The sequence below is a fragment of the Achromobacter sp. 1011811831 genome (genome assembly GCF_059760905.1).
Genome location: NZ_JCBANG010000041.1, coordinates 37,917 through 54,573, shown reverse-complemented (window position 1 = coordinate 54,573; position 16,657 = coordinate 37,917). Strand labels below are relative to the sequence as shown.

17 protein-coding genes are annotated in these 16,657 nt (G+C 68.3%); 4 read left to right on the top strand and 13 right to left on the bottom strand.

Annotated elements, in window-relative coordinates; genetic code table 11:
• Window positions 1-81 precede the first annotated feature (81 nt).
• From AC6LJ9_RS16850 to surE, 5 genes are all read right to left on the bottom strand, one after another.
• On the bottom strand, window positions 82-690 hold the full coding sequence (locus tag AC6LJ9_RS16850; RefSeq protein ID WP_498148444.1) for a hypothetical protein: 609 nt from the start codon (window positions 688-690) through the stop codon (window positions 82-84).
• Window positions 691-939: 249 nt separating this feature from the next.
• Complete coding sequence (locus tag AC6LJ9_RS16845) at window positions 940-1,716, bottom strand: 3'-5' exonuclease (RefSeq protein ID WP_103274590.1); 777 nt, start codon at window positions 1,714-1,716, stop codon at window positions 940-942.
• On the bottom strand, window positions 1,713-2,591 hold the full coding sequence (locus AC6LJ9_RS16840) for a peptidoglycan DD-metalloendopeptidase family protein (RefSeq protein ID WP_498148443.1): 879 nt from the start codon (window positions 2,589-2,591) through the stop codon (window positions 1,713-1,715). Before AC6LJ9_RS16840 ends, AC6LJ9_RS16845 begins: the two co-directional genes overlap by 4 nt.
• Window positions 2,592-2,608: 17 nt before the next feature.
• Window positions 2,609-3,430, bottom strand: coding sequence for a protein-L-isoaspartate(D-aspartate) O-methyltransferase (locus AC6LJ9_RS16835; RefSeq protein ID WP_498148442.1), 822 nt, complete (start codon window positions 3,428-3,430; stop codon window positions 2,609-2,611).
• The gene (surE, locus tag AC6LJ9_RS16830) at window positions 3,415-4,173 is read right to left on the bottom strand and encodes a 5'/3'-nucleotidase SurE (RefSeq protein WP_212316990.1); all 759 of its coding nucleotides are present in this window, start codon (window positions 4,171-4,173) and stop codon (window positions 3,415-3,417) included. Before surE ends, AC6LJ9_RS16835 begins: the two co-directional genes overlap by 16 nt.
• Window positions 4,174-4,353: 180 nt before the next feature.
• On the opposite strand from surE, the gene plsY reads away from it, so the two are divergent.
• Window positions 4,354-4,998, top strand: a complete 645-nt coding sequence (gene plsY, locus AC6LJ9_RS16825; RefSeq protein ID WP_498148441.1) for a glycerol-3-phosphate 1-O-acyltransferase PlsY — start codon at window positions 4,354-4,356, stop codon at window positions 4,996-4,998.
• A gap of 24 nt (window positions 4,999-5,022) precedes the next feature.
• Here the strand turns inward: plsY and tsaD are convergent, their stop codons facing one another.
• Complete coding sequence (tsaD, locus tag AC6LJ9_RS16820) at window positions 5,023-6,057, bottom strand: tRNA (adenosine(37)-N6)-threonylcarbamoyltransferase complex transferase subunit TsaD (protein ID WP_212316986.1); 1,035 nt, start codon at window positions 6,055-6,057, stop codon at window positions 5,023-5,025.
• Window positions 6,058-6,170: 113 nt separating this feature from the next.
• Here tsaD and AC6LJ9_RS16815 point away from each other — a divergent pair, with 113 nt between their 5' ends.
• The 3 genes from AC6LJ9_RS16815 to AC6LJ9_RS16805 all read left to right on the top strand — a co-directional run bounded on the left by AC6LJ9_RS16815 (window position 6,171) and on the right by AC6LJ9_RS16805 (window position 9,341).
• Window positions 6,171-7,466 carry an NCS2 family permease gene (locus AC6LJ9_RS16815; protein WP_498148440.1) on the top strand — a complete coding sequence of 432 codons (1,296 nt, stop codon included), beginning with the start codon at window positions 6,171-6,173 and terminating at the stop codon, window positions 7,464-7,466.
• Window positions 7,467-7,772: 306 nt separating this feature from the next.
• A complete protein-coding gene (locus AC6LJ9_RS16810; protein ID WP_498148439.1) occupies window positions 7,773-8,795 on the top strand; it encodes an LLM class flavin-dependent oxidoreductase in 1,023 nt (340 codons plus the stop codon).
• A 171-nt stretch (window positions 8,796-8,966) separates the two neighbouring features.
• The gene (locus AC6LJ9_RS16805; RefSeq protein WP_212316980.1) at window positions 8,967-9,341 is read left to right on the top strand and encodes a thioredoxin family protein; all 375 of its coding nucleotides are present in this window, start codon (window positions 8,967-8,969) and stop codon (window positions 9,339-9,341) included.
• 54 nt (window positions 9,342-9,395) lie between these two features.
• Here AC6LJ9_RS16805 and AC6LJ9_RS16800 read toward each other — a convergent pair whose 3' ends face one another.
• From AC6LJ9_RS16800 to AC6LJ9_RS16770, 7 genes are all read right to left on the bottom strand, one after another.
• Entirely contained in the window at window positions 9,396-9,983 is a 588-nt protein-coding gene (locus tag AC6LJ9_RS16800; protein ID WP_498148438.1) for an IMPACT family protein, read from the bottom strand.
• A 40-nt stretch (window positions 9,984-10,023) separates the two neighbouring features.
• Complete coding sequence (locus AC6LJ9_RS16795) at window positions 10,024-10,863, bottom strand: transporter substrate-binding domain-containing protein (protein WP_498148437.1); 840 nt, start codon at window positions 10,861-10,863, stop codon at window positions 10,024-10,026.
• Between the two features lie 10 nt (window positions 10,864-10,873).
• Window positions 10,874-11,647, bottom strand: coding sequence for an ABC transporter permease (locus AC6LJ9_RS16790; protein ID WP_212316974.1), 774 nt, complete (start codon window positions 11,645-11,647; stop codon window positions 10,874-10,876).
• A complete protein-coding gene (locus tag AC6LJ9_RS16785; protein ID WP_212316966.1) occupies window positions 11,644-12,642 on the bottom strand; it encodes an ABC transporter substrate-binding protein in 999 nt (332 codons plus the stop codon). Before AC6LJ9_RS16785 ends, AC6LJ9_RS16790 begins: the two co-directional genes overlap by 4 nt.
• A gap of 78 nt (window positions 12,643-12,720) precedes the next feature.
• Complete coding sequence (locus AC6LJ9_RS16780) at window positions 12,721-13,491, bottom strand: ABC transporter ATP-binding protein (protein WP_212316964.1); 771 nt, start codon at window positions 13,489-13,491, stop codon at window positions 12,721-12,723.
• A 96-nt stretch (window positions 13,492-13,587) separates the two neighbouring features.
• Complete coding sequence (locus AC6LJ9_RS16775; RefSeq protein WP_498148436.1) at window positions 13,588-14,817, bottom strand: MFS transporter; 1,230 nt, start codon at window positions 14,815-14,817, stop codon at window positions 13,588-13,590.
• Window positions 14,818-15,049: 232 nt separating this feature from the next.
• Window positions 15,050-16,654: an ABC-F family ATPase gene (locus AC6LJ9_RS16770; RefSeq protein ID WP_498148435.1), complete on the bottom strand. Its 1,605-nt coding sequence runs from the start codon at window positions 16,652-16,654 to the stop codon at window positions 15,050-15,052.
• Between the last annotated feature and the right edge of the window lie 3 nt (window positions 16,655-16,657).

The window sequence follows — 16,657 nt, the reverse complement described above, 5'->3', positions numbered from 1 at the left end:
AAACAAAGAAGCCCCCGGACGCGGGAGCGTCCGGGGGCCCTGTGGGCAAAGCGGGTCGCGGCTGCGCGCCGCAAATCTCGCTTAGTTTGCGGCCGGCGCCGCGGCGGGAGCCGGCGCGGCCGTGGGAGCGGGGGCGCCCTTGCCGTGACGTTCCTGCATGCGGGCGTGGCGTTGTTCCATGCGCGCCTGGCGTTCCTTGAGCATGGACGCGACCTGGCTGCGCTGGGCGTCGTTCAGGCTGTCCCAGACGGCCAGCCACTGATCGCGGGCCTGCTTCATCTGGGTGTCGAACTGGCCACGGTTCTGCTCGGACTGCGAGATCAGCGCTCGCGGGTCGAGCTTGCCGCTGTCCAGTTGCGCCTTGAGCAGATCATGACGCTTGGCGCCGGCGGCGCGCATGGCGTCGCGCAAGCCGCGCTGGCTGTCCTGGGCCGTCTTGACCAGGGCCTGCTGCTTGTCATCCAGCTTCAGCTGTTCCAGCTGCTTCTTGGATACGGGCCCCAGGCCGGGGAAATAGACGCCGTCGCGCATGCCCTTGTGGAAGCCGCCGTGGCGGCCCTCATGCATGGCGCCCGGCGCGCCGCCATCGGCCGGCGGCGCGGCAAGCACGGCGCCCGTCGCCACGGTGCCGGCGACGGCAATGGCAATGGCAAGAGCGGCCAGATTCGAACGTAGAGCGTAGCGGGACATGGAGGTCTCCTGAAATTGAAGAAAGCGAGGCCATTGTGCGAGCGGCCCGGTTTCAGCCAGGTTTCGCCCGCGTCCCCCTTGTTTCAGTCAATTGCATTGCGCTTTTCGGCATCCCAACCATCGCCAAAAAGCACACGGAACGCCCCCCCATATGCCGATCGTCCCCGATTGAGGCCGCACGGATCCGGCTTTGCCGGTCCGTAGCGGCGCCCCCTGGAGGGGGAAGCACGCAGCGCTTCGGGGGTGGACCTACCCTTTCCAGGCGTCGAGGTATTCCTTCCAGTGCGGAGCGTCGCTGGCGGACAGCGTGTCGCGCACCAGGGCGATCTCGGCCTCGTAGGAGACGGGATCGAGTTCGCCGCGCAGGAAGCGAAAGCGCGTGTACACCAGCCAGGTGTTGACCACGTCGGTTTCGCAATAGGCGCGAACCTCGTCGGCGCGACCCTGGCTCCAGGCTTCCCAGACCTTGCTGCCGTCCATGCCCAGCTTGCCGGGAAAGCCGCAGAGCTTGGCCAGTTCGTCCAGCGGCGCATTGGCGCGGCCGTTGTACTTGGCCAGCAGGTCCATCAGGTCGGTGTGGCGGCTGTGGTAGCGCGAGATGTAGTTGTTGAACTTGAACTCGCGGTCTTCCTCGCCCATGTCCCAGTAGCGCGGCGCGGGCACGCCCAGGATCAGGCTGCGGTAGTGCAGCACCGGCAGGTCGAAGCCCGAGCCGTTCCAGCTGACCAGCTTGGGCGTGTAGCGCTCGATGGTCTTGAAGAAGCCCGCCAGCAGCGCGGCCTCGGGATCGTCGGGCTGGCCCAGCGTCTTGACGCGGAAACCCTGGTCGTCACGGAACACGCAGCCCACCACGGCGACCTTGTGCAGGTGCAGCGGCAGGAAGTCATGGCCGACGGCCTCGCGGCGCGCCGTCAGCGCGCGCTCGACCACTTCGGCGTCCGGCACGTCTTCGCCCCAGCCGTTGAGCTTGCGCAGCCCGTCGGCGTCGGGGATGGTCTCCAGGTCGAATACCAGCGTCGGCGTCATCGCGCGGGCAGGTACTGCATCGGGTCGACGGGCGTGCCCTGGCGGCGGATCTCGAAGTGCAGGCGCGGCGACGTGGCATCGCTCTGGCCGATTTCAGCGATCTTGGCGCCGCGCTTGACGTCCTGGCCGGTCTTGACCAGCAGCGCGCGGTTGTGCGCGTAGGCCGTGATGAAGCCGTTCTGGTGGTTGACGATGATCAGGTTGCCCAGGCCGCGCACGCCGTTGCCGCTGTACATGACCTTGCCGTCGGCGGCCGCGATGACCGGGTCGCCCAGGTTGCCGGCGATGTCGATGCCCTTGGTGTTGTTGTTGAAGCCCTGGGTGATCTGGCCGGTGGCCGGCCAGCCCCAGTTGATGACGCCGGCGTCGGCCGCGCGCGTCGGCTTTTCGGCCGGCGTGGGCGCCGGTGTGGGCGTGGCGGTCGAGGGCGTCGAGGTCGTGGCGCCGCTGTCGGACGGCTGATCAAGCGGGCGCGGCTGCGTCGAGGACGACTTGGCCGAGGCCACCGGCGTGACCTGCGTCGCGCCGCCGGCCGCGGCGCCGCTGCCGGACAACTTGAGCACCTGGCCCACGGAAATCTGGTTGGGATCGCTGAGGTTGTTCCAGCGCTTGACGTTCTCGACGTCGACGTTGTTAGAACGCGCGATCTTGTAGAGCGTGTCGCCCGGCTTGACGACGTAGCTGCCGCCAGGCTGGGCCGTCGCGGTGGTTTGCTGCCCGCCGGCCATGTCGACCACGGGGGCGCGCTGGCCCTTGGAAGCGCAACCGGCCAGGACGGCCAGGCTGATGGCGCCCACGAGATAAAGCGGACGGCGCAGGCGCGGCATGGGCGCGCCAAAAGCGATATCGGTCAGTTGCAACTGCCCGTTGAGCATACGTTTCTCCTGTTTGCTCAAGATTGTATTCCGGCGCGTAGCGGCACAAAGCGCACGGCCTCTAATTCTGTGCGTTTCCAGCTGGCGGCGCCCGTGCGTTCGATCAGCACGAGGCGCTGGCTGGTGCTGCCCTCGGGGGCGATCAGCCGTCCTCCCGGCGCGAGCTGCTGCAGCAGCGCCTGCGGGATGGCCAGGCCAGCGGCAGCCACAACAATAGCATCGAACGGCGACACGCCGGGCAGGCCCACGGTGCCGTCTCCATAGATCAGCCGGATGCGGGTTGTCAGGCGCAGCGCGCGCAGGTGATTGCGCGCCAACTCGTACAAGCCGCGGATGCGTTCGATGCTGTGGACCTCGCGCACGATCTGGGCCAGCACCGCGGCCTGATAGCCGCAGCCGGCCCCCACTTCGAGCACGCGGGTCGGGGCGCGGTCCTCGCAGACCGCCGAGATCATGCGCGCCACCACCCAGGGCTGGGAAATGGTCTGTGAATGGCCGATGGGCAGCGCCGATTCCTCGTAGGCGCGGCTCGCCAGGGCCTCGTCCACGAACAGGTGGCGGGGCACGGCGGCCATGGCGTTGAGCACGCGCTCGTCGCTGATGCCCTGCGCGCGCAGGCGCTGCACCATGGCCTGGCGCAGGCGGTCGGAATTCAAGCCCAGGTTGCCGCCGGACGACGGCGCGGGCGCCTGCGGCTGGCGCGGCAGCGCGGCGGCCGAGATGCGCGTGTTGCTGTTGGCGGGCGTGACGCCCGGCGCCAGTCCGGAACCGTAGCCAAGCGGACGCGGCCTGCCCGGCACCGGCTGGGACACGTCGGGCTGGCTTACGCGCTTGCGCATAGCGGCTCCGCCCAGCCGCGGATCTCGTCCAGCTGGCTGTGCTGCGTCAGATCCAGCCGCAGCGGCGTGACCGAGACCAGGCCCTGCTCCACGGCATGGAAGTCCGTGCCCGGCGCCGCGTCGGCCGCAGAGCCGACCGGACCGATCCAGTAGACCGTGTCGCCATAGGGCGTGGTGGTGCGCACCACGGGCTGGGACGGATGGCGCTTGCCCAGGCGGGTCACCTGGAAGCCATGCAGGTCCTCGAAGCGGCGGTTGGGGATATTGACGTTGAGCAGCACCGGCGGCGCCAGCGGCTGCACCAGATGGCGTTCGACCACCTGGCGCGCGGCGCGGGCCGCCGATTCGATGTGTTCCCAGCCCTTCTCGGCGAGCGAGAAGGCGATCGCGGGGATGCCGAACAGATAGCCTTCGCTGGCGGCGGCCACGGTGCCCGAATAGAGCGTGTCGTCGCCCATGTTGGCGCCGTTGTTGATGCCCGAGACGACCAGGTCGGGCCGCACGTCCATCAGGCCGGTCAGCGCCACGTGGACGCAGTCGGACGGCGTGCCGTTGACGGCGATGAAGCCGTTCGAGGCCGTGCGCACGGACAGAGGCCGGTTGAGCGTCAGGGAATTCGACGCGCCGCTGTGGTTGGTTTCGGGCGCGACGACGGTGAGTTCGCCCAGTCCCTGCAGCGCCTTGACCAGCGCCTCCAGCCCGGGGGCCGAATAACCATCATCGTTCGAAACCAGAATTCGCATTGTGCATCCGAAAGAAAGTAAAACACGGGTGGACGGAGCCGATTGTACCGTCCGAAGCCGGCCCCGGTTTGCCTGGCCCCTGCGATAACCCGCAACCTGATCCGGCCCCCGTCGCGGTAGAATCCGCAGCCACTATGACAACGCCGGCCCAGACCGGCCGCAACCACGGATTCCTCATTCATGGCGCTTACCGGACCTTCCCTGGCGTTCACCGCCGCCCTCGTCCTGCTGGCCTACCTGATCGGCTCGGTGCCTTTCGCGGTGGTGGTCAGCAAGCTGATGGGCCTGCAGGACCCCCGCAGCTACGGCTCCGGAAACCCCGGCGCGACCAATGTGCTGCGCACCGGCAACAAGACCGCCGCCGCCCTGACCCTGCTGGGCGACGCCGCCAAGGGCTGGTTCGCCGTCTGGCTGGCCGAGCAGCTGGCTCCCGGCATCACGTCGGCGGCGCTGGCCTGCGTGGTGGTCGCCGCCTTCCTGGGCCACCTGTACCCGATCTTCCTGGGCTTCAAGGGCGGCAAGGGCGTGGCCACCGCGCTGGGCGTGCTGGTGGCGATCCAGCCCTGGCTGGCCGTGGCCACCGCCGCCACCTGGCTGATCATCGCGGTGTTCTTCCGCTACTCCTCGCTGGCGGCCCTGGTGGCGGCCTTCTTCGCCCCGGTCTATTACGTGTTTGGCTCGGGCCTGGCCTGGTATGCGCAACCGCCGATCGGCATCGCGCTGGCCATCATCGGCGTGCTGCTGTTCTACCGCCACCGCGCCAACATCACGCGCCTGATCCAGGGCACCGAAAGCCGCATCGGCGGCGGCAAGTCCAAGAAGTAAGTCCGCTGGGGGGAGCTTTCCCCCTCAGCCGGCGATATCCGCCAGGTCCCAGCGCGGCTTCACGGTGAAGCTGTGCGCGTCCGGATCCAGCACCGCCAACCCCGCCTTGACCCGCTCCGCCGCCGCGAAGGCGATCATCGCGCCGTTATCGGTGCACAGGTGCAGCGGCGGGAAATAGGCCCGCGCCTTCAGAGGCTTGAGCGCCGCGTCCAGCTTGGCGCGCAGCAGCTGATTAGCGCCCACGCCCCCCGCCACCACCAGCCGGCGCAGGCCGGTCTGCTTGAGCGCGCGGATGGACTTGGCGGCCAATACCTCGACGATCGCGGCCTGGGTGGCCGCCGCCAGGTCGGCGCGCGTCTGCTCGTCCAGCCCGCCCGCCTGCTCGGCCGCCTTCACCCGCGTCAGCACGGCCGTCTTCAGGCCGCTGAAGCTGAAATCCAGGTCGCCGCTGTGCAGCATGGGACGCGGCAGCTCGAAGCGCGTCGCGTCGCCGCTGCCGGCCAGCTTCGATAGCGCCGGACCGCCCGGGTAGCCCAGGCCCATCAGCTTGGCCGACTTGTCGAAGGCCTCGCCGGCCGCGTCGTCCAGCGTCTCGCCCAGCAATTCGTAACGGCCCACGCCGTCGACCCGCATCAACTGGGTATGGCCGCCGGACACCAGCAGGGCCACGAAGGGGAATTCGGGCCGGGGGTCGGCCAGCATGGGCGACAGCAGATGGCCTTCCAGATGGTGGATGCCGATGGCCGGCAGGCGGCGCGACCAGGCCAGCGCCTGCGCCACGCTGGCGCCCACCAGCAGCGCCCCGGCCAGACCCGGGCCGGCCGTATAGGCCACCGCGCCGACGTCGGCCATGCCGATGCCGGCTTCCTCCAGCACCTGGCGGGTCAGCGGCGTCACGCGCCGGATGTGGTCGCGCGAGGCCAGCTCAGGCACCACGCCCCCGTATTCCTGGTGCATGGCGATCTGGGTGTGCAGGGCGTGCGCCAGCAATCCGCGTTCGGTGCAGACGGCCGCGACGCCGGTTTCATCGCAAGAGCTTTCAAAGCCGAGAATAATCATGGCGGCAGAGTTTACAACTGATGCGAAAATACGCCCGTTTACAAGAACGCGGCGAGGCGTCCACCGCCCTCGCCCGCCCAATCCGCGCACTCACACACTCACTGGGGACCCGTATGCTGGAGAAGCTATTCAAGCTGCGTGAACATGGAACCACCGTCAAGACCGAACTCATCGCCGGCCTGACGACGTTCCTGACGATGTCATACATCATTTTCGTCAACCCGGACATCCTGTCCTCCACCGGCATGGACCGCAGCGCGGTCTTCGTCGCCACCTGCCTGGCCGCGGCGCTGGGCTCGCTGGTGATGGCGCTGATCGCCAACTGGCCGATCGGCATGGCGCCGGGCATGGGCCTGAACGCGTTCTTCGCCTTCACCGTGGTCAAGACCATGGGCTACACCTGGGAACAGGCGCTGGGCGCCGTGTTCATCTCGGGCGTGATCTTCCTGTTCCTGACCTTCTCGGGCATCCGCGTCTGGCTGATCAAGGGCATCCCGCATTCGCTGCGCAGCGCCATCGCCGCCGGCATCGGGCTGTTCCTGGCCATCATCGCCCTCAGCAGCGCCGGCATCGTGGCCGCCCATCCGGCGACCAAGGTCACGCTGGGCAACCTCACCAGCCCCGGCCCGCTGTTCGCCATCCTGGGCTTCTTCATCATCGCGTCGCTGGACGCGCTGCGCGTGCGCGGCGCCATCCTGATCGGCATCCTGGTCGTGACGCTGCTGTCCATGGCGCTGGGCTACAACGAATTCAAGGGCGTGTTCTCGGCCCCGCCCAGCCTGGCGCCCACGCTGTTCAAGCTGGACATCCTGGGCGCGCTGCATTCGGGCTTCGTGCACGTGATCCTGGTGTTCGTGCTGGTCGAAGTGTTCGATGCCACCGGCACGCTGGTGGGCGTGGCCAAGCGCGCCGGCCTGGTGCCGGAAGACCGCCCCAACCGCCTGGGCCGCGCGCTGTTCGCCGACAGCTCGGCCATCGTCGCCGGCTCGATGCTGGGCACCAGCAGCACCACCGCCTATGTGGAAAGCGCCTCGGGCGTGCAGGCCGGCGGCCGCACCGGCCTGACCGCGCTGGTGGTCGCCGTGCTGTTCCTGGCCGCGCTGTTCATCTCGCCGCTGGCCGGCGCCGTGCCGGCCTACGCCACCGCGCCCGCCCTGCTCTACGTGGCCGGCCTGATGATGCGCGAGCTGATCGACATCGACTGGAACGACGTCTGCGAAGCCACGCCGGCCGCGCTGACCGCGCTGATCATGCCCTTCACGTACTCGATCGCCAACGGCATCGCCTTCGGCTTCATCAGCTACGTGGTGCTCAAGACCGCCACCGGCAAGATGCGCGACGTGCATCCGGCCACCTGGCTGGTCGCGCTGCTGTTCGTGATCCGCTACGCCTTCTTCCCGTCGGAATAAGGACCGCGCCGTCCGCCAGGACGGCTCGTTCCGGATGCCACCCGCCGCCAGCGCCCCTGCGCTGGCGGCGTCGTTTCCGGGGCATGGCCTGCGTCAATCGCGCCGATTGGCAAAAGCGATCAACCCGCAGGCCGACAAGGTTGCTGCCTGCCGGGCTTGAATTCGTCGATACACTCCCCAAGTATCCCAGCATATGGAGTCCGCTTTGCACCTTGACCACCACCCCGCCCGCCCCGGCGCCTGTTTGACAACGGGCGTGATCCGCATCGTCCGTCCGTCTTCGCCCACGGGCTTGAGGATTGCCCGATGAGCGCGCTGGCCCGCATTCCCTTTTCGATCCTGGACCTGGCCCCCATCGTCCAGGGCCGCGACGCGGCGGACGCCTTCCGCAACACCGTCGCGGTCGCGCAGCAGGCCGAACGATTGGGCTACAACCGCTTCTGGCTGGCGGAACACCACAACATCAATGGCGTGGCCAGCAGCGCCACGGCGGTGCTGATCGGCCACGTGGCCGCGCACACCAAGACGTTGCGCGTGGGCTCGGGCGGCGTGATGCTGCCCAATCACGCGCCGCTGATCATCGCCGAGCAGTTCGGCACGCTGGAAACCCTGTATCCCGGCCGCATCGACCTGGGCCTGGGCCGCGCGCCCGGCAGCGACGGCGCCACCCAGCACGCGCTGCGGCGCGGTCCGCGCAGCGGCCTGGAATTCCCCGCGCTGGTTGAAGAGCTGCGCGGCTTCCTGGCGCCCTCGCGTCCGGGACAACCGGTGCGAGCGATTCCCGGCGAAGGCCTGGACATCCCCATCTGGCTGCTGGGTTCAAGCGACTTCAGCGCCCGCATGGCCGCCGAGCTGGGCCTGCCGTTCTCCTTCGCCGGCCATTTCTCGCCCGAGGGCATGGCCGCGATGCGCCTCTACCGGCATCTGTTCAAGCCGTCCGCCACGCTGTCCAAGCCCTATTCGATGATCGGCGTGCCCGTCATCGCCGCCGAAACGGACGAGGCCGCGCGCTTCCAGGCCACCACGCAGGAACTGAAGTTCCTGTCGCTGGTGCGCGGCAACCGGCTGCAGCTGCAGCCTCCTGTCGAGAGCATGGACGGCGTGTGGAACGAATGGGAACGCGCCGCGGTTGAACAACGCCTGGGCGCAGCCATCGTCGGCGGCCCGGACACGGTCAAGCGCAAGCTCGAGGCGCTGGTCGCCGAGACCGAGGCCGATGAAGTCATGATCGTCTCGGACTTCTTCAACATCCGCGACCGGCTGCGCTCCTTCGAAATCGTGGCATCGTTGAAGAACGGCGCCGGACTCTCCACCCGCACCGAAGCCTGAGCGCCCCGGCCCGCGCCCGACAGGACGCCTCACCATTGCGATGCCCGCGTTCCCGGCACTATATTGACAACTCAGCGTCAGGATCACGCATCGCCGGATCGGGCGGGAGTGGCTCGCACAGCCCCGCCCCTCGCATCGCCTTTACTGCCGCCCACGCGGCAAGGACAGAAAATGAGCATCGTTGAACTCACCAAAGACAGTTTCCAGGACGCCATCACGCCGGACGGCACGCTGATCGTCGACTTCTGGGCGCCCTGGTGCGGCCCCTGCCGCGGCTTCGCCCCCGTGTTCGAGCAGGCCGCCACCGAGCATCCCGACGTGACCTTCGCCAAGGTGAACACCGACGTCGAGCAGGAACTGGCCGGCGCGCTCGGCATCCGCTCCATCCCCACCCTGATGGTGTTCCGCGAAAAAGTGCTGCTGTTCTCGCAGCCGGGCGCCTTGTCGGGCGGCCAGCTCACGGAACTGCTCACCAAGATCAAGGAAGTGGACATGGAAAAGGTCCACCAGGAAATCGCCGCCGCGCAGGACGGCCAGGACGCCTGAGCCGGGCGCGCCCTCACGCAAACAGCAAAGCCCCTTGCCGGGGCTTTGCTTTTTTCAGGACAGGATTTCCCAGGCTGATCGCCCGCGCGTGATGTTGGCGGCCGTCACTTCCAGCTCGGCGACGACGGCGCGCGGCGCGGTGAAGCGCAGCGCCACGCCGTCGGCGCCATAGTCTTCATGCAGCATGACCGCGCCGGCGCCCGCCAGCCGCGACTTCAGCAAGGGCAGCTCGGCGAAGCCACACTGGCAAGCGACCGTGGCCAGATCGACGATCTCAGTCCGTTCGCCCGCCCGCAGGCAGTTGGCGGCGCAGCCACCATAGGCGCGCACGAGCCCGCCCGCGCCCAGCTTCACGCCGCCGAACCAGCGCACCACCAGCACAGCCACCCGGTCCATGCCCTGCCCTTCGATCGCCTGCAGGATCGGCCGGCCCGCCGTGCCGCCCGGTTCGCCATCATCGTTGTAGCGGTATTCCTGGCCGATCTTGTAGGCCCAGCAATTGTGCGTAGCCTCGGGATCGCTCTTCCCGGCGAAGAAGCGCATCGCCTCATCCACCGTGGACACGGGCGCGGCAAAGGCGGCGAAGCGGCTTTTCTTGATGTCTTCCTGGTGCGCGCAGGGCGCGGTCAGCGTGTGGCTCATAGCCGCGCATTGTAAGTGCTGCGGCCCGCGCGACGCGCTCCTAGCCGTGGCAGTCCGGCACTTCCTGGTCCAGGTACACGTCGAACGCGACGTCGCGCGCCCACTTGGCGGCCAGCACTTTCCAGGCGCCGGCGCGGTCCCAGGCTCGCATTTCGACGGCCAGCCAGGCGCGGTCGGCCGGCGCCGCGGCCGACACCAGCCACGCCCGTTCGGCGCGCGCGCCGTCGGCGGCCAGCGTGGACGAGAATTTCTTCCACTCGGGAAAGCGCATCAGCGGCTCCCACAGCGCGTCGTCGATCAGACCCACGTCGCAATCGCCCTCGCGCACCGCCACCAGCGCATCGGAAGGCACGCGATAGGTGCGCACCTCGGCGCCCCAGGCGCGCGCCTGCGCCTGGGCCTCGGTCGCGGCCTGCGCCATGCACACGCGGCGGCCGCGCGTGTCGGCGCCGTTGCGCATGCCCGTGTCGCTGCGGATGACGGCCTTGGGACGGACGGCATAGCCCGTGCCCTGCCAGGCCAATTGCGCGCCCGGAACGGCGGCGGCGGCCTCGACGCCCGCGCGCTCGCCCAACACCAGATCCACCTGTCCCGAGGCCAGCGCGACGCCGGCCTCAGCCACGGCCAACTGGCGCAGGCTGAATGGCAGGCCCAGGCTCTGGGCCAGCTTCTCGGCGGCCGCCACGTCCAGCCCGTCGGGCGTGCGGATCTTGGCGCCGGCCACCGGCGGCGGCGCTACGTAGGGCAAACCGATGAGCAGTTCGCCGCGTGCGCGCGCCGCGGCGAAGGGCTCCGGCGGCGCGGACGGCGCGGCGCCGGCCTGCGGCAGGCAGATTGCCGCCGCCAGGGCCAGGAGGACGCCGATCCGTTTACGCAGCATGATGCGCGCCTTATACGTACTGGTAACGCAGCAGGCGGTGCTTGAGGTTCTCGAGCACGAACTGGTCGATCAGCGCGGCCAGCACGGCGATGACCAGGATGTTGGTCATCACGCCGGTCATGTCCGCGATCTCGCCCGAATACGCCAGCGAGCGGCCCAGGCCCTTGCCGAAGCCGATCAGCATCTCGGCCGAGATCAGCGCCCGCCATGCGTTGCCAAAGGCCAGTTGCGCGCCGGTGATGAGTTCGGGCATGACCGCCGGCAGATAGACCCGCTTGACCAGCCCCCAGCGCGTGGCGCCCATGACGCGCGCCGCCGACACATGCACGCGCTGCACCGATTCGGTGGCGTTCATCACGCTCAGCGCGGCCGGGAAGAATGCCGACAGCGCCACCACCACGATGATGGGCGCACTGCCGAACCCCATGACGATCAGGAACAGCGGCACCCAGGCGATCGACGGAATCGACTGCAGGATGACAATGGCGCTGCGCAGCACCTCGCGGAAGAAGAACAGCACCGCCGCCACCAGGCCGAAGCCGATGCCGGCCGCCAGCGCCAGGCCATAGCCGGCGCCGAGCCGGCCCAGCGTGCCCAGCAGGCTCTGATGGAAGGATTCCTTGCCCAGGTCCTCGAACAGGCGCGCCAGCACGGCCGGCACGCCCGGCATCAGGAAGTCAGGCAGGGCCAGCGCCGCGGCCTGCCACAGCGCGAGGATGAATACGACGCCCAAGGCGCCCGCCAGATGCTTGCGGGCGCCGGTCACGCGAGTGGAAGCGCTCAAAGCTTGCGAGCCTCTTGCCAGGACAGGTCGACGATGCTGGACACGTCATACGGTTTGCCGTCGCGCGTCTTGAGCGAACCCTGGGCCTGCAGGATATCGGCGATCTCCTGCATGCGGCGCGTGTCCTTGTCGGTCAGCTTGGGCGTGAACACCTGGGTGCTGATGGCCTCGGCGATCACCGTCTCGCGCGGCAGCTCGCCGCGCGTCAGGGTCTTGAGCGTCGGCTCGGCGATGAAGTAGGACGCGATCAGCTTGGACGCCTGGGCCGGCTGTTTCTGCAGCAGGTCGATGGCCTGGTTCTGCGCGTCCAGCGCCTTCCAGACATCGTCCTTGCGCTTGGCCAGCGTCTCGCCGGAAGTGATCACCACCATGCAGGGGAACGGCCAGGCCTGGCCCACTTCGTAGATCTGCTTGACCGGCGCCACCAGCTGGGCGATGCGGTCATAGGGTTCGAACAGGAAGGCCGCGTCCACGCGCTTGCCCACCAGCGACTGCACCGCCACGGCCGGGCTCACGCCCATGACGTTGACGTCGTCGGGCGTCAGCTTGCCTTCTTTCAGGACCACGCCCTTGAGCACCACGTCGGCGGTGCTGCCCTCGGCCTGCGAGGCCAGCGTCTTGCCCTTCAGGCCGGCGATGTCCTTGATGCCGGAATCGTCGCGCACGATCAGCGAGTGATAGCCCTGCTGCGCGCCGCCCACCACCTTCAGGTCCGCGCCCTTGGAGGCCCAGGCCACCGCGTTGGTGAAGCCCAGCACGCCGATGTCCAGCTGGCCGCCGACGATGGCCTTGATCAGGTCGGTGCCCGACTTGAATTCGATCAGCTCGGAATCCAGGCCGGCCTTCTTGTAGTAACCGCCCTCCTGGGCCACGATGGCCTGCGCGTCGTCCATCACGCGCAGATAGCCGACGCGGAATTTCTCGGCCGCCATCGCGGGGGCCGCTGCCAGCAGCGCCGCGGCCAGCGGCAGGGACAGCCATTGCTTGAGTTTCATGGAGTGCTCCAGGGATTTCGATTCAGGCGCGGCCCCGCTTGGTGGACCGCGTATGGGAAGGATTGCGGGCGGCGCGCCTCAGGCGGCCAGCGCCATGTCGGCATGCGCGTTGGCCCCGCCCACCGAGATGCCCAGCAGGCGCAGGATCTCGCGCTTCTCGTCGGCCAGGTCGGACAGGTCGTGGCTCTTGGCGCGATGCGCCAGGTTGAACTCGCGCAGCACGCGCGCCGGGCGAGCGCTGAATACCACGATGCGGTCGGCCAGGAACAGCGCCTCGTCCACGTCGTGCGTGACCAGCAGCACCGTGGGGCGTTCCTGCGCGATCAGCTGGCGCAGCACATCCTGCAGGCTCAGGCGGGTCAGCGCGTCCAGCGCGCCGAAGGGTTCGTCCATCAGCATGGTCTGCGGCTGGGCGATGAAGGCGCGGGCCAGCGCGGCGCGCTGGCGCATGCCGCCGGATACCTGATGCGGGTAGTACTTCTCGAAGCCGCCCAGGCCGACGCGGGCCAGCCAGTCGCGCGCGCCGTCGCGCGCGCGGGCCTTGGGGACGTTTTGGAATTCCAGCGCCAGCGCCACGTTGTCCTGCAGGGTCAGCCAGGGGTACAGCGCGTGCTCCTGGAACACCAAGGTGCGGCTGGGATGCGGACCGGCCACCGGCTTGCCGTCGGCCAGTACCTGGCCCTGCGTGGGCGCTTCCAGGCCAGCGGCCAGATGAAGCAGCGTGGACTTGCCGCAGCCCGACGGACCTACCAGCGCGACCAGTTCGCCGGTCTTGAATTCGCTGCTGAAGCCCTCTACGACGGGCAGGTCGCCGAATTGCTTGTGGACGTGGTCGAAGGTCAGGTTCATGGAACGAATCGTGGGCGCGCGTTGGGACGGAGCCTAATCTAACAATTCGCTATATGAATCCAAACTAGTTTTATCGAATTTTTTAATAACTATTAGCTATATATTTCCAGCAGCGGCCCGAGCCTGCCTGGCGGCATGCCGATACAGGCCCGTGGCGATCCCGAAGCCCACCAGCACCGCCAGCGCCGCCGACAGGAAGATGGCCGGATAGCCGAAGCCGCCGGAGATATAGCCGGCCACCGGCCCGGTCACGCCCAGCGCCAGATCCAGGAAAGCCGAATAGGCACCCAGCGCCGCGCCCCGGCTGCCCGCCGGCACTCGGGCCACCGCCTCCACCCCGATCGCCGGGAACACCAGCGCGAAGCCACAGCCGGTCAGCGCCGCGCCCATCAAGGCCAGCCCGGCGCTCGGCGCCAGCCACAGCAGCGCCAACCCGGCGGCTTCGACCAGGAAGGAAATCTGCGCCACCCGGAAGCCGCCGTAGCGCGTGATCGTGCCGGCGAACAACAGCCGCACTCCGATGAACGCGCAACCGAACGCGCTGAGCGCGTGGGCGGCGCCCTCCCACGAGCGGCTGGCGTAGTACAGCGCCACGAAGGCCGCCAGCGTGCCGAAACCCACCGAGCCCAGCCCCAGCGCCATGCCATGCGGAAACACGCGCAGCACCACGCTCTTGAAGGCCATGCGATGCCCGCCGACCACGGCCACCGCCTTGCGCGCCAGCGCCAGGCCCAGGCCCGCCAGCCCCAGCAGCAGCACCGCGCCGCCCAGCGCGCCCATGCTCCATTCCTTTTCCAGGTACACGCCCAGCGGCGCGCCCAGCGCCAGGCCGCCATAGGTGCAGATGCCGTTCCAGGAAATCACCCGCGCGGTATGGATCGGACCGACGCGCGCGATGGCCCAGGTGGCCGCTCCCGTGCCGACCCAGCTCTCGCCGAATCCCAGCGCCAGCCGACTGGCGATGATGGCCGACAGGCTGAGCCAGGCGCTGCGCTCGAAGGCATAGGCCAGCAACAGGAACACGCCGCTGGCGGCGCAGGCCGCCATGCCGACGACGGCGGTCTGCTTCGGCCCCACGGTGTCGGCCATGCGTCCGGCGTGCGAACGGCTCAACAGCGTGGCCGCGTACTGCACGCTGATCGCCAGCCCGGCCAGCACCGAGCCGTAGCCCAGTTGCCCATGCACATAGCCGGGCAGCACCGCCAGCGGCAGGCCGATGGCCAGATAGCAGATGAACGTGAAGAAAGCGATGGCGACGATGCGCGCGGTCAGCGCGAAGGCGCTCAGTTGCGCGCCGTCGGGCGCGGTGTGGGTCGAGGGAGGCATGGCTGCGAGACGCCGGCCGCTGAAATGAAATCGGCGGTCCGAGAAAAAACGAAGGAAGAAGATGCCCGGCCGCGCCTTTGGGCTGAGCCGGGCCGTGCCGATGATAGCGTGGCGCGTATTGCGGTTTGCTGAACGCCGCCGACCCTGAACGCGATGTCGGCCTGAAAAGGAAAACGGCGCACCTGACAGGTACGCCGTTTGCGGCTGGCGGGCGCAAGACCCTTCAGCAGGCTCAGGCCTCGATGCCGCGCGAGGTCAGGTAGTCCTCGTAGCCGCCGCGATAGTCGACGATCTCGCCCGACGGCAGGATCTCGACCACGCGCGTGGCCAGGCCGGACACGAACTCGCGGTCGTGCGACACGAACACCAGCGTGCCCTGGTACTTTTCCAGCGCGAACTGCAGCGATTCGATCGATTCCATGTCCAGGTGGTTGGTCGGCTCGTCCAGCAGCATGACGTTGTGCCGGCCCAGCATCAGGCGACCGAAGGTCATGCGGTTCTTCTCGCCGCCGGACAGCACCTTGGGCGCCTTGGGCAGGTCGTCGGCCGAGAACAGCAGGCGGCCCAGCACCGAGCGGATGGACTGGTCGTCGTCGCCCGGCTGGCGGTGGTCGCCCATCCAGTCCAGCAGGTTGCTGTCGGTCTGCTGGAACTGGTCGGACACGTCCTGGGCCATGTAGCCGAGGTCGGCGTTTTCCGACCACTTCACCGTGCCGGAATCCGGCGCCAGGTCCGTGGCCAGCAGGCGCAGCAAGGTGGTCTTGCCGACGCCGTTGGCGCCGATGATGGCGATCTTCTCGCCAGCTTCGACCATGGCCGAGAAATTCTTGATGACCGGCGCGTCGTAGGACTTGGTCAGGTGCTCGACGTTGACCGCCTGGCGGTGCATGACCTTGTTCTGCTCGAAGCGGATGTACGGGTTCTGGCGCGAAGACGGCTTGACTTCAACCTGCTCGGCCTTGATGCGGTCGATCTGCTTCAGGCGCGAGGTGGCCTGGCGCGACTTGGACTTGTTGGCGGCGAAGCGGCGCACGAAGTCCTGCAGCTCGGCGACGCGTTCCTTGGCCTTGGCGTTGTTGGACACCAGGCGCTCGCGGGCCTGGGTCGAGGCCAGCATGTAGTCGTCGTAGTTGCCGGGGTAGATGCGGATCTCGCCGTAGTCCACGTCGGCCATGTGCGTGCACACCTGGTTCAGGAAGTGGCGATCGTGGCTGATGATGATCATCGTGCTCTGGTAGCCGTTGAGCACGTTCTCCAGCCAGCGGATCGTGTTGATGTCCAGGTTGTTGGTCGGCTCGTCCAGCAACAGCACGTCGGGGTTCGAGAACAGCGCCTGCGCCAGCAGCACGCGCAGCTTCCAGCCCGGCGCCACTTCGCGCATCGGCAGGTTGTGCAGGTCGACGGCGATTTCCAGGCCCAGCAGCAGCTCGCCAGCGCGCGCCTCGGCGGTGTAGCCGTCGTATTCGGCGAACTTGGCCTCCAGGTCGGCGGCGCGCATGTAGTCGTCTTCGCTGGCCTCGGGGTTGGCGTAGATCGCATCGCGCTCGGACATGGCCGACCACATTTCGGTGTGGCCCATCATGACGACGTCCAGCACGCGGAAGTCCTCGAACGCGAACTGGTCCTGGCGCAGCTTGCCCAGGCGCACGCCCGGCTCCAGTGACACGTTGCCCGCCGAGGGCTCCAGGTCGCCGCCGATGATCTTCATGAACGTCGACTTGCCGGACCCGTTGGCCCCGATCAGCCCGTAGCGGTTGCCTTCGCCGAACTTGACGCTGACGTTCTCGAACAGGGGCTTGGGACCGAACTGGATGGTGAGATTGGCGGTTGAGATCACGGT